Here is a 12,934-nt window from a genome sequence, read left to right as displayed (position 1 = left end):
GTGATTGTTGCAGGTCCCGGCGCTGCACAAACCCCACTTAGACCCCTCTTAGAACACTGACAGGCCCGTCAGTGTCGTGAAACGATCCAACGCCGCTACGCCTGCCACCGAGTTGCCCCGCTCGTCCAGACCCGGGCTCCACACGCACAACACGCAACGGCCCGGCACCACTGCGATGATGCCGCCGCCCACACCGCTCTTGCCGGGAAGGCCCACTCGGTAGGCGAACTCGCCTGCCGCGTCGTAGGTGCCGCAGGTCAGCATCACCGCGTTGACCTGTTTGGCCTGGCTGCGGGTGAGGAGGCGGGTGCCGTCGGCGCGGATGCCGTGGCGGGCGAGGAAGGTGGTGGCCAGGGCGAGGTCGGCGCAGGAGGCTCTGATGGAGCACTGGCGGAAGTACTGGTCGAGAAGGGCCGGTACGGTGGTGTCGATGTTGCCGTAGGACGCCATGAAATGGGCGAGGGCGGCGTTGCGGTCGCCGTGGGCGGCTTCGGAGGCGGCGACGTCCTTGTCGAAGGTCAGGTCCGGGTTGCCGCTCTCGGCGCGCAGGAACGTGAGCAGTTCGCCGGCCGCGTCGCCGGTACGGGTGTGGAGGCGGTCGGTGACGACCAGCGCGCCCGCGTTGATGAACGGGTTGCGCGGGATGCCGTTCTCATACTCCAACTGCACAAGGGAGTTGAAGGGATTGCCGGAGGGCTCCCGGCCCACGTGCTCCCAGAGCGCGTCGCCCTCGCGGGCGAGGACGAGGGCGAGGGTGAAGACCTTGGTGATGGACTGCGTGGAGAACGGCTGCCGCCAGTCCCCCACGCCGTACACGGTGCCGTCCGGCTCCGCGACCGCCATGCCGAAGCTGCGCGGGTCGCAGGCCGCGAGCGCGGGGATGTAGTCGGCGGGGTGGCCACGGCCGGGCAGCCGCCGGATCTCGTCGGCGATGCGTTCCAGGACCGGTGCGAAGGTCGGGGACGTCATGATCACTATTGTGCCTCCGGACCGGTCCTGGTGTGCGTGTGCAGGTCAGGCGAGAGGTGAGCCGCTGCCCGCGACGACCTCCGGCCGCAGCAGATCGGCCAGCCGCTCGGCGGGCAACAGGCCCTTTTCCAGGACGAGTTCGGCGACTCCGCGTCCGGTGGCGAGGGCTTCCTTGGCGATGTCGGTAGCGGCCGTGTACCCGATGTGCGGGTTGAGGGCGGTGACGAGGCCGATGGAGTTCTCCACGCTCGCCCGCAGCGCCTCGGTGTTGGCGGTGATGCCGGACACGCACCGTTCGGCCAAGGTCAGGCAGGCGGCCCGCAGGTGCGTGATGCTCTCGGACAGCGAGTGCAGGATGATCGGCTCGAAGGCGTTGAGCTGGAGTTGCCCGGCCTCCGCGGCCATGGTGATGGTGACGTCGTTGCCGATCACCTCGAAGGCGACCTGGTTGACGACCTCCGGGATCACCGGGTTGACCTTGCCGGGCATGATGCTCGAACCGGCCTGCACGGGCGGCAGGTTGATCTCACCCAGGCCCGCGCGCGGGCCCGACGACAGCAGCCTGAGGTCGTTGCAGCTCTTGGAGAGCTTCACGGCGATCCGCTTCAGCACGCCGGACATCTGGACGAACGCACCGCAGTCCTGGGTGGCTTCGACCAGGTTGGCCGCCGTGACGAGCGGCAGCCCGGTGATGTCCGCGAGGTGGCGGCGCGCCGACTCGGCGTAACCGGCGGGCGCGTTGAGGCCGGTGCCGATGGCCGTGGCACCCAGGTTGATCTCCTGGATCAACTCGACAGCCTCGTCAAGACGGCTGCGGTCCTCGTCAATCATGACGGCATACGCGGAGAACTCCTGGCCCAGCGTCATGGGCACCGCGTCCTGCAACTGTGTACGGCCCATCTTGAGCACAGCACGGAACTCGACAGCCTTGCGGGCGAAGGCGTCCTGCAGTACAGACATCGCCTTGAGCAACCCATGCACCGCGAACACCGTCGCGATCTTGACCGCGGTCGGGTAGACGTCATTGGTCGACTGCCCGAGGTTGACGTCCTCGTTGGGATGCAGGTACTCGTACTGCCCCTTCGCATACCCGAGCAGCTCCAACGCCCTGTTCGCGACGACCTCGTTGGCATTCATATTCGTCGACGTACCGGCACCGCCCTGCACCACATCGACCACGAACTGGTCATGCAACTTGCCGTCCCGAATCTCACGACAAGCCTCCACAATGGCAGCGGCCTTCTTCGCCTCCAGCAGCCCCAGCTCCTCATTCGCAAGAGCAGCGGCCTCCTTCACGGCAGCGAGCGCGTCAATCAGATGCGGGTAGGCCGAAATCGCCGTACCGGTAATGGGAAAGTTCTCCGTGGCACGCAGGGTGTGGATCCCCCAGTACGCATCGACGGGGACATCACGATCTCCGAGCAGATCGTGCTCACGGCGGGTGACGGCGGTCATGAGGGAAGCGTCTCCTTCTCAGGGGGTGAGGGTGAGCGCCCCTTCAGGGGCGCGGGGAACTGCGCGACCAGCCACAAACGACCCGCAGTCGCCAAACAAGAAATCCGGCACATCCTTAGGCGCAAGCCGAAACAACAACCGGCTCCAGCGACCGAACAGGCCGCACACACCCGACCGCCCGCCCACCCCCCAGCAGCGCCTCACCCTGAAACTCAGTGAGCACCCCCGGATCAACCCCGGCCCACGCAAGCGCCGCCGCAGCAACCGGCACACGCGCACGATTGGCACCATCCGCAATCTTCACAGCAACGGCCCGCCCATCAGGAAGCGCCGCAACCTGAACCCCTTCGAACCCGTCCTTGGCAAGCAGCCCCGGCACGGCCCGCATCAACGCCGCCACATCCCGCCCCGACCCGGAAGCCATCTCCGCATGCTCCCGCATCGCGTCGGCGACCCGCGCCTCGGGCGTACCCGGCGCCGCGGTGGTGATCCGCGCGGCGGCCCGAGCCAGCCCATGCAGCGACACGGAGAACAGCGGCGCACCACACCCGTCGACGGTCACCCCCGCGATCCGCTGCCCCGTGAGGTCCTCGACGATCTCGGCGATCGCCTGCTGAAGGGGGTGCTCAGGGTCGAGGTAGCCCTCCAGAGACCAGCCATTGAGCCGGCAGACGTACAGCATGGCCGCGTGCTTGCCGGAGCAGTTCTGGGCGAGCCGGGACGGCATGCGGCCTTCCCTCACCCAGGAGTCCCGGACGACCGGGTCGAACGGCAGGTCCGGCACATTGCGGAGGTCGTCCTCGGTGACGCCGGCCAGCTCCAGGATCCGCCGGGTCCCGGCGAGGTGGCGTTCCTCTCCGGAGTGGCTGGCCGCGGCGAGCGACAGCAGCTCTCCATCGAGCGGCAGCCCGGCGCGCACCATGGCGACGGCCTGGACGGGCTTGAGCGCCGAGCGCGGATAGAAGGCCGCCTCGATGTCGCCGAGCTGGAACTGGACCTGGCCGGCGGAGTCGAGGACGACGACGGAGCCGTAGTGGATGCCCTCGATCACCCCGCCGCGTATGAGGTGGGCGACGGGGGCGTGGAGGGGTTCGCGGATCAGGGGTGCGTCCACGAGGGAACTGCTGTACATCACTGCCTGATTGGGTTCGGCCGATACGCGGTTCACGCGTCGGCTCCGGTCGGGGACTTGCGCGCCGTACGGCCGCGGATGGCGTACCAGCCCGCGACCAGCGCTGCGGCGATCAGCGGCAGACACAGCACGGTGGTGCGTCCGGCGCCGCCGTCGGCGTACATGAGGACCAGAACGGAGGCGAGGAAGGCCAGCGTCACGAGTTCGGTCCAGGGGGAGCCCGGCAGTCGGTAGCCGGGGCGGGTGAGCTCGCCCTTCTGGGTCTTCTGCCAGAAGAGCAGGTGACAGATCATGATCATGCCCCAGGTCGCCAGGATGCCGATCGCCGCGAAGTTGAGGACGATCTCGAACGCGTCGGCGGGGACGACGAAGTTGAGGCCCACGCCGAGGACACAGATACCGCTGGTGAGCAGGATTCCGCCGTACGGGACCCGGCTGCGGCTCATCACGGAGGTGAACTTGGGCGCGGAGCCGTTCACGGCCATGGAGCGCAGGATGCGGCCGGTGGAGTACAGGCCGGAGTTGAGCGAGGACATGGCCGCGGTGACGACGACGAGGTTCATCACGCCGCCCGCCGCCGGGACGCCGATGTTGGACAGCACGGTCACGAAAGGGCTCTCACCGCCGCTGTACTTGTGCCACGGCAGCAGCATCGACAGCAGGACGACCGAGCCGACATAGAACAGGCCCACACGCCACATGATCGAGTTGATCGCCTTCGGCATGATCTTCTCGGGGTTCTCGGTCTCCCCCGCGGTGACGCCGACCAGTTCGACGGAGGCGTAGGCGAAGACGACGCCCTGGATGATCAGCAGCATGGGCAGCATGCCGTTGGGGAAGACGCCGCCGTTGTCGGTGATCAGGGACGGCCCGGGAGTGGCACCGTCGACGGGGTGCTGGGTGACCAGGAGGAAGATCCCGATGCACATGAAGATCACCAGCGCGCTGACCTTGACGATCGCGAACCAGAACTCCAGCTCACCGAAGATCTTGACGGAGATCAGATTGACGGTCAGCACGACCGCGAGGGCGATCAATGCGATCAACCATTGAGGGATGTCGGAGAACATGCCCCAGTAGTGCGTGTATGTGGCCACCGCCGTGATGTCGGCGATACCGGTCGTGGCCCAGTTGAGGAAGTACATCCAGCCGGCCGTGTACGCGCCCTTCTCGCCCATGAATTCCCGGGCGTACGACACGAAGGCGCCGGACGACGGCCGGTACAGGACGAGTTCGCCGAGGGCCCGGACGACGAGGAAGGCGAAGATTCCGCAGACCGCGTAGGCGATGAAGAGCGAGGGGCCGGCCTCGGCGAGGCGGCCGCCGGCGCCGAGGAAGAGGCCGGTGCCGATGGCGCCACCGATGGCGATCATGTTGACGTGCCGGGACTTCAGGGACTTGCTGTAGCCCTCGTCTCCGGCATCGACATGGCCGGAACGTTTCTGCACACCGTCGTGCAGGGACTGCTCGCTCACGCCTCGGGTCCGCCTTCCGTGGGGGTGTCCGTGCGCGCGGAGCGCACGATGTCGGTGAGAGTCGTCTCGACGCGGTCGAGGTGATGGGTCATGGCATCGACCGCGTCCTGCTCGCTGCCGTCGACCAGGGCCTCGACGATCGCCCGGTGCTCGCGGTTGGACTGCTCGCGCCGGCCGCCCAGTTCGTTGAGGAATGCCGACTGACGGGCCAGTGCGTCGCGGATCTCCTCGATGACCCGGCGGAACACCGGGTTCTGGGCGGCCTCGGCGACGGCCAGATGGAAGAGCGTGTCCATCGCGACCCACGCGGTGGTGTCGGTCTCCCGCTCCATGCGGTCGAGGAGGTGAGCCAGATGATCCAGGTTCTCCGGGGTGCGGCGCGCCGCCGCGTACCCGGCGACCGGGATCTCGACGTGGCGGCGCACCTCGAGGAGGTCACTGGCCGCGTAGTCGCCGAAGGTGGGGTCCTCGACGGTGTTGGCGACGACGAAGGTGCCCTTGCCGGTCTTGGAGACAGTCAGGCCCATCGTCTGCAACGCCCGCAGGGCCTCGCGCAGCACCGGCCGGCTGATCTCCAGGGTGCGGCAGAGCTCGGCCTCGGAGGGGAGCTTGTCCCCGATGGCGTACTCACCGCGCTCGATGGCGCCGCGGAGGTGTGCCAGCACCGCTTCCATGGCGCTGATCCGCCGCGGCGGCTGACTGGCTGTCCGGCTGTCTGACAGGTTCACGGGAGTGATACTCCGGGCGACGGAAGGGTGCTGTCAAGCCCGGGTGAAAGAAGAATTTCAGGGGTGTGAGGACTGAAAGACCTCACACCCCGGCATGTCAGCTGTTCAGCATGCCTGTCCCGAGCAGACCGAACAGCAGCAGGCCCACGGCGATGCGGTAGATGACGAAGGCGTTGAACGAGTGCTTGGCGACGAACTTCAGCAGCCACGCGATCGAGGCATAGGCCACGACGAAGGAGACCAGGGTGCCGACGACCAGCGGGGCGGTGCCGGCGCCCGTGCCTAGGGCGTCCTTCAGTTCGTAGATCCCGGCGCCGGTCAGGGCCGGGATGCCGAGGAAGAACGACAGGCGGGTGGCGGCCACCCGGTCGAGGCCGAGCATCAGCGCCGTGGACATGGTGGCGCCGGAGCGCGAGAAGCCGGGGAAGAGCAGGGCGAGGATCTGCGAGCTCCCGACGAGCATCGCGTCCTTGAAGGACGTGTCGTCCTCCCCTCGCTTGTGCCGCCCCATCCGGTCCGCCGCCCACATCACGCCGCTGCCGACGATCAATGAGCCCGCGACCACCCATAGGGAGGCCAGCGGTCCCTTGATGAGGGGCTTGGCGGCCAGGCCCACCGCCACGATCGGGATCGTCGCGACGATCACCCACCAGGCGAACTTGTAGTCGTGGTGGTAGCGCTCCTCGCGGTCGGCGAGGCCCCGGAACCAGGCGGTCATGATCCGCACGATGTCCTTGAAGAAGTACACGAGCACGGCCGCGATCGCGCCGACCTGGATGACGGCGGAGAACCCGACGACGGCGTCATCGTCCACGGGGATGCCCATCAGTCCTTCGGCGATCTTCAGATGGCCGGTCGAGGAGACGGGCAGAAACTCGGTCACCCCCTCGATGGCTCCGAGGACGACGGCCTGACCGACGTTGATGGCGCTCATGGAATCCACTTCTGGCGAGGTGACCGACAGTGCGGTGACCAGTCTTACCGCGCGCGGGTGTGGTCCCGCGTCACACCCACACCGTCTGGGCGATCCACACCCCGGCGAAAGCCGCGCCCAGCCCGACCACCACACTCCCGGCGGCATTGGCGGCGGCGTAGAGCCCCGCCCCGGTCTCCGTCAGCCGCAGCGTCTCGTACGAGAAGGTCGAGTACGTGGTGAGCGCTCCGCACAAACCGGTGCCGAGCAGCAGCTGAACGTGGGAACTCGCGGCTCCGGTCACCAGGCCGAGGATCAGACACCCGGCGATGTTCACCACGAAGGTGCCCCAGGGGAATACCGAATCGTGCCTCGCCTGCACCGCCCGGTCGGTGAGGTAGCGGAGCGGGGCACCGACCATGGCACCCGCGACGACCAGCAGCCAGTTCACAATGCCTTCTTACCGTTCAGGTCCGATTCGCCCCGTTTCTCGATCCGTATCCCTCGCAATACGCGCCGGGTCGCCGTCGCCGTGAGCCATACCGCCATGAGCGCCGCGAGCAGGGTCCCGGCGAGGTAGGCCAGCGCCGTGTTCAGGTGGCCGGCGTCGACCAGTTTCTGGATGTCGACGGCATACGTCGAGAAGGTGGTGAAGCCGCCGAGCACTCCGGTGCCGAAGAAGGGGCGCACTAGGCGGTGAACGGACCACACCTCGGTGATCACCACCATGAACACGCCGATCACGGCACAGCCGGCCACGTTGGTCCAGAAGGTCGCCCAGGGGAACCCGCCCGGCTGCGTGGGCCACCAGAGGGAAGCCGCGTAGCGCGCCACCGCGCCGATGCCTCCGCCCAGCGCGATCACGGCCAGGACGGATGCCTGTCCGCGCGCGGCGGGTCGGCGTGGTGTGCTCAAGTGTGTGGTTCTGGGGGCTGTCACGTCGTACGTCTCCTACTGCGGTTGCCAGTAGGGACCGTTGGCGGCACGGATGCCGCGGTTCGGGTACGGCGGGCCCCACCGCCGTGCCGCGAGGAGTCATCGCGGCCGGGGACCAGGGTAACCCCGGCGGTTCGCGCAGGTCACTTCGTGACCGGTGCCTCACACACGGCCACGCCCCGCTCCCACAGGCTGCCGAGGATCAGGTGGCCGTCGGTCTCGCAGACGCTGGTGACCATGCGGAAGCGGGAGCGGCGGCGGGTGAGGTGGTGCAGGACGGTGCCCTCGTCGTCGAGCGCCAGGACGCCGGCCCACGCGGTCGGGCGGAAGGGGGCGCGCACGGCGAGGCGTGCGGCGGCGCGGCGCACGGCGGGGGTGGCGCGGTGGAGCAGGTCGAGCGGGGGGACACGCGGTCCGGCCAGGGACACCCACATCGGTCCGTCCGGTCCGCCGCGCCAGAGGTTGTCGGGCATGCCGGGGAGGTTCTCGGCGAAGGGTTCGGCGTGTCCCGCCTTCGGCCCGGTGAGCCAGTAGCGCATGAGGCGGCAGGCCCCTGTTTCCGCGACGACCAGGAAGGACTCGTCGCCGCTCGCGGCCAGCCCGTTGGCGAACTGGAGGCCTTCCAGGAGCACTTCGGGCGTGTCCGAGCCCGGTGCCAGTCGCAGGAGACGGCCTGTTCCGGTGTGCTCGACGAGATCGCCGATCCAGTGCTCCAGGGGGTAGCGGCGGCTGGAGACGGTGAAGCAGACGCTGCCGTCGGACAGGGCGATCACATTGCTGCAGAACCGCAGCCGCTCCCCCGCCACCGAGTCGACGAGGATACGGACGATCCCGTCGGCGAGGCCGACGCGCAGCAGCCCGTGCACGGCGTCGCACACCAACAGGGCGTCGTCCGGGAGGAGTTCGAGGCCGAGCGGCCTGCCTCCGGTCTCGGCGATGACCTCGACGCGCGCGGCGAACGGCTCCGTCAGACGATCGATGCGCAGGATACGGCCGTCCTCGACGCCGGTCAGCACCCGGCCGCGGGCATCGGCCACCACGTCCTCGGGGCCACGGCCGCCGATCGCGACGTAGTGCCGGGGGACGAGAGCGGTGGGACGGTCCATGCGTTCGTGCCCTTCGCGGTCGGGGGGTGTACGCCGCTACCAGCCCTTCTCGAACATCCGCGCCACCTCGGCGATCCGCACCTCGTCGCGCCGGTAGTAGGTGCGCAGCCGGATCCTTTTCGTGCGGAGCAGGCCGATGGCGGTGAGCAGGCCGAGGTGGGTTTCCGCGACCGAGCGGGGCACGCCGAGCTTCGCGGCGACGGCAGCCGCGGTGACGCCGTCCTCGACAGGGTCGCCGTGCCGCTGCGGCGGGAAGTGCGCGGCCGGGTCCTTGAGCCACTCCAGGATGTCCAGCCGCCGTTCACTGACGGGAGTCCTCAACATCGCGTCCCCTCCGTCCTGGCCTCCTCGGACCGCGTGTGCCCACTCTTCCGCAGACCAGACCGCCCCGTCCGGAACTTCGCCACGTTTGTCCGATATCGCACGCCCGTGCGCCTCCCAGGTCGTCGCGCGGATACGGACAAGGGCCCGGCCGCACACGGCGGCCGGGCCCTTCGTCACGCGCTCAACGGTGGCTGAACCACGCCATCGCCGGGAGTGCCCTGTCGTCGTAGCCGAACAGGGCCTGGTTCTCCCAACCGTTGCCGGAGGCGGCGTCGGTGGGGTCCCAGCCGTTGCCGTTCCTCGCGGTCCAGGTCGCCTCCCAGTAGAAGACGCCGAGGCCACGGCCGTTCGGGACGGCTTCCACGATGCTGGCGATGTCCTTCATCCACCGGGTCTGCCCGGCGGTCGAGGCCGGGTATCCGGAGACCAGCTCGCCGGCGAGGTCGATGATGTTCTCGTGCGAGTCCTCGCTGTCGAGACGGAACGGGTAGGCCGTCTCGGCGACGAAGACCGGCTTGCCGTAGCGGGAGGCCGCGTCGTCCAGGGTCGTCTGGAAGTCGTAGAGCGAGCCGTGCCAGTAGCCGTAGTACGACAGGCCGATGGCGTCGAACTTCACGCCGTTCGAGACCGCGCTGTCGAACCACCAGCGGGTGCCGGACAGGTCGCCGCCCTTGGCGAGGTGCAGGGCGACGGTGGTGGACGAGTTGACGTCCTTGACGGCGTCGTATCCACTGTTGAGCAGCCCGGCGAGCTGCGTCCAGTTGTCCGTGGAACCCTCGGACCACAGCATGCCGCCGTTGATCTCATTGCCCACCTGGACCATGTCGGCAGTGGTGCCCTGCGCCTTCAACGCGTTCAACACGTCGTACGTGTGGTTGTACACGTCGGTCCTGAGCTGGCTGTACGAGTGGCCCGCCCACGCGCTCGGCTTGGACTGGGTGCCCGGGTCGGCCCAGGTGTCCGAGTAGTGGAAGTCGACCAGCAGCTTCATACCCTGGGCCTTGATGCGCTTGGCCGTCGCCAGCACGCGCGCCTTGTTGTTGTAGCCGTCGGCCGGGTTGACCCAGACCTTCAGGCGCGCGTAGTTCATGCCGCTCGACTTGAGGATGGCGAGGGCGTCGCCGGTCGTGCCGGAGCTGTTCTTGTAGACACCGCCCTTGGCCTCGCTCTTGGCGAGCGAGGAGATGTCGGCACCATGGATCGACGTACTGGACGTACCCGATGTGAAGCTCAGGTCGTCAACGTTGATCCAGTTGCCCGCGTTCGCGTCACTGTTGATGCTGATCGTGCACTGGTTGTTCGTCACATTGATCGGCACGACGATCCGGATCCACCCGCTGGCGGACACCGGAAGATCGGTGCGCTGCTCCGAACTCCCGCAGTTCTTCAGGGCTATGTACGCGGAGTTCTGCCCGCCGCCCGAACGGACCCAGGCGGTCAGCTTGTAGTTGCCGTTGGTCAGCCCCGACAGGTACTGGTACGTCTCCACCTTGTAGGCGGCGGACGAGTAGTGGCTCAGCCGGTAACTCCCGCTGCGGCCCCCGGACTCGACGTACGAGGCGCCGGTCGAGCCGTACTCCGACCAGCCGGCGGGCGTGGCGGCTCCCCCGCCGTCCGATTCGAACCCGGTGTTGGTGAGGGTGCTCGCCGCCTGGGCGGTCTGCGCGGGCAGGGCGGTGAGGGCGAGGCCCGCCGCGAGCGGCAGCAGCAGGACTCTCAGGGTGCGTCTGGGATGGAACATCGTCGTCCGTCGTCCCTTCGACGTGAATGGGGATGGGGGTGCCCCTCGCCGGGGAGGTGAGGGGGGTCCCCCTCCGCCCGCGGCTCGTGGCACACGCGGGCGGAGGGGAGTCGGCTCAGCCGTCGAGTCGTACGACCCGCACGGCTCCCGCGGGGACCGCGAGGCGGCCCGCGGCGCGTTCGCCCGTCAGCAGTTCGGTGCCGTGTGCGTCCAGCGGCACCTTGGCGTCGGACGGGCTGTGGTTGACGGCGAACAGGAAGGTGCCCGACTCGCCGGTGCGGCGCACCACTTCGACGTCGTGCGGCAGGCCGGCGCGCGGCGCGATCCGGGCGTCCTCCGTGGCCCAGCCGAGCAGGGCATCCAGACCGTGCGCGTCGAGGCGGGTCGACACGTACCAGGCGGTGCCCTCGCCGAGGCGGTGCCGGGTGACGGCCGGGTGGCCTGCGGTGAGGCCGTCGGCGTACGTCCACACGGTCTCGGCGGCGCCCGGCACCACGAACTCGGTCCATACGTCGCCGGTGAGTTCGGAGCCGTCCGGGCCGGTGATGCGGACGGTGTCGCCCTGCAGAAGCGGTGAGAACTCCTCCACGGTCAGGCCGAGGACGTCCCTGAGCGGGCCCGGATAGGCGCCCTCGTGCACGGCGTCGTGCTCGTCCACGATGCCGGAGAAGTACGACACGACGAGGGTGCCGCCATTCTCGACGTACGCACGCACATTGTTCCCGGCGGCCTCCGTCATCAGGTACAGGGCGGGAACTACGACAAGGCGATACCTCGACAAGTCGGCTTCCGGGTGGGCGAAGTCGACCGTGAGGTGGCGGTCGTACAGGGCCTCGTAGAAGGAGTCGGCGCGTTCGCGCGCGTCGTGGTCCTCGGTGGGGCGCCACTGGAGGTTCTGCGCCCACCAGGAGTGCCAGTCCCACAGGACGGCGACGTCGGCCTGGGTGCGGGTGCCGCGCAGCGGGCTCAATGAGTCGATGGAGGCGCCGAGTTCGACGACCTCGCGCCAGACGCGCGTCTCCGTGCCGCCGTGCGGGAGCATCGCCGAGTGGAACTTCTCGGCGCCGCGCCGGGACTGCCGCCACTGGAAGAACAGGGCGCCGTCGGAGCCGCGCGCGACGTGCGCGAGGGAGTTGCGGGCCATCTGGCCGGGGGCCTTCGCGGGGTTGCGGGCCTGCCAGTTGACGCCCGACGTGGAGTGCTCGAGCAGCAGCCAGGGGGCGCCGTCGGCGACGGAGCGGGTGAGGTCGGCGGCCATCGCCAGATTGACGTGGGTGCGGCGGCCGTCGGTGATCAGATAGTGGTCGTTGGTGACGATGTCGACCTCGCGGCCCCAGGCCCAGTAGTCGACGGAGTCGCACTGGCTGAGCGCGGTCATGAAGTTCGTCGTGACCGGGACGCCGGGTGACAGCCGGTGCAGGATGTCCCGCTCCGTCACGAAGTTCTCGCGCATGGTGGCGTCGGCGAACCGCTTGTAGTCCAGCGCCTGGGCCGGGTTGCCGACCGTGGGCGCGAGCCGCGGCGGGTTGATCTGCTCGAAGTCCGCGTAGCGCTGGCCCCAGAAGGCCGTCCCCCAGGCCTCGTTGACCCCGTCGACCGTTTCGTACGTCGCCGCCAGCCAGCGGCGGAAGTGGGCGGCGCAGGAGTCGCAGTAGCAGGCCGAGACCGGGACGCCGTACTCGTTGTGCACGTGCCACATCGCCAGAGCGGGGTGGTCGCCGTAGCGCTCGGCGAGCTGTGTGGTGATGCTGGCGGCGGCGGCGCGGTAGTCGGCGTTGCTGTGACAGATGGCCGCGCGGGAGCCGAACTCGTAGCGCACGCCTTCCGCGGTCACCGGCAGGGCCTCGGGGTGGGCCCGGTAGAACCAGGCGGGCGGGGCCACGGTGGGTGTGCCCAGGTCGGCGCGGATGCCGTTCTCGTGCAGCAGGTCGAGCAGGCGGTCGAGCCAGCCGAAGTCGTACTCCCCGGGTGAGGGCTCCAGCAGCGCCCAGGAGAAGATCCCGACGCTCACCATGGTGACGCCGGCCTCCCGCATCAGCCGGACGTCCTCGTGCCAGACGCTTTCCGGCCACTGCTCGGGGTTGTAGTCCCCACCGAAGGCGAGCCTGGTGAGGCCCCTGGGGGTGGTCTCCGGCATGGATCTCTCCCGTTTGGT

Annotated in this window: 12 protein-coding genes; all 12 read right to left on the bottom strand. The window is 68.8% G+C overall.

Annotation, left to right across the window (positions count from 1 at the left end; translation table 11 throughout):
- Window positions 1–48: 48 nt before the first annotated feature.
- The 12 genes from AB0I98_RS40425 to AB0I98_RS40370 all read right to left on the bottom strand — a co-directional run bounded on the left by AB0I98_RS40425 (window position 49) and on the right by AB0I98_RS40370 (window position 12,916).
- The gene (locus tag AB0I98_RS40425) at window positions 49–969 is read right to left on the bottom strand and encodes a glutaminase (protein WP_362950625.1); all 921 of its coding nucleotides are present in this window, start codon (window positions 967–969) and stop codon (window positions 49–51) included.
- Between the two features lie 45 nt (window positions 970–1,014).
- A complete protein-coding gene (gene aspA, locus AB0I98_RS40420; RefSeq protein WP_362950623.1) occupies window positions 1,015–2,424 on the bottom strand; it encodes an aspartate ammonia-lyase in 1,410 nt (469 codons plus the stop codon).
- A 115-nt stretch (window positions 2,425–2,539) separates the two neighbouring features.
- Complete coding sequence (locus AB0I98_RS40415; RefSeq protein WP_362950661.1) at window positions 2,540–3,556, bottom strand: asparaginase; 1,017 nt, start codon at window positions 3,554–3,556, stop codon at window positions 2,540–2,542.
- A gap of 32 nt (window positions 3,557–3,588) precedes the next feature.
- The gene (locus AB0I98_RS40410) at window positions 3,589–5,031 is read right to left on the bottom strand and encodes an amino acid permease (protein ID WP_362950620.1); all 1,443 of its coding nucleotides are present in this window, start codon (window positions 5,029–5,031) and stop codon (window positions 3,589–3,591) included.
- On the bottom strand, window positions 5,028–5,705 hold the full coding sequence (locus AB0I98_RS40405; protein WP_328370021.1) for a FadR/GntR family transcriptional regulator: 678 nt from the start codon (window positions 5,703–5,705) through the stop codon (window positions 5,028–5,030). The genes AB0I98_RS40410 and AB0I98_RS40405 overlap by 4 nt, the downstream gene beginning before the upstream one ends.
- Window positions 5,706–5,856: 151 nt before the next feature.
- The gene (locus AB0I98_RS40400; protein WP_362950617.1) at window positions 5,857–6,693 is read right to left on the bottom strand and encodes an undecaprenyl-diphosphate phosphatase; all 837 of its coding nucleotides are present in this window, start codon (window positions 6,691–6,693) and stop codon (window positions 5,857–5,859) included.
- 70 nt (window positions 6,694–6,763) lie between these two features.
- Entirely contained in the window at window positions 6,764–7,123 is a 360-nt protein-coding gene (gene crcB / locus AB0I98_RS40395) for a fluoride efflux transporter CrcB (protein WP_362950615.1), read from the bottom strand.
- Window positions 7,120–7,611, bottom strand: a complete 492-nt coding sequence (gene crcB / locus AB0I98_RS40390) for a fluoride efflux transporter CrcB (RefSeq protein WP_362950613.1) — start codon at window positions 7,609–7,611, stop codon at window positions 7,120–7,122. Before crcB (AB0I98_RS40390) ends, crcB (AB0I98_RS40395) begins: the two co-directional genes overlap by 4 nt.
- A gap of 140 nt (window positions 7,612–7,751) precedes the next feature.
- The gene (locus AB0I98_RS40385) at window positions 7,752–8,714 is read right to left on the bottom strand and encodes an SMP-30/gluconolactonase/LRE family protein (protein ID WP_362950611.1); all 963 of its coding nucleotides are present in this window, start codon (window positions 8,712–8,714) and stop codon (window positions 7,752–7,754) included.
- A 36-nt stretch (window positions 8,715–8,750) separates the two neighbouring features.
- On the bottom strand, window positions 8,751–9,038 hold the full coding sequence (locus AB0I98_RS40380; RefSeq protein WP_362950609.1) for a helix-turn-helix domain-containing protein: 288 nt from the start codon (window positions 9,036–9,038) through the stop codon (window positions 8,751–8,753).
- 181 nt (window positions 9,039–9,219) lie between these two features.
- Window positions 9,220–10,779 (bottom strand): arabinogalactan endo-1,4-beta-galactosidase, encoded by a 1,560-nt coding sequence (locus tag AB0I98_RS40375; protein WP_362950607.1) that lies wholly within the window; start codon window positions 10,777–10,779, stop codon window positions 9,220–9,222.
- 115 nt (window positions 10,780–10,894) lie between these two features.
- Window positions 10,895–12,916 (bottom strand): beta-galactosidase, encoded by a 2,022-nt coding sequence (locus AB0I98_RS40370; protein WP_362950605.1) that lies wholly within the window; start codon window positions 12,914–12,916, stop codon window positions 10,895–10,897.
- Window positions 12,917–12,934: the final 18 nt, after the last annotated feature.

It is taken from the genome of Streptomyces sp. NPDC050211 (genome assembly GCF_040656035.1).
GTDB lineage: Bacteria > Actinomycetota > Actinomycetes > Streptomycetales > Streptomycetaceae > Streptomyces.
Note: the sequence above shows the minus strand (reverse complement) of the source record. Positions and strands in the feature narration are given on the sequence as shown.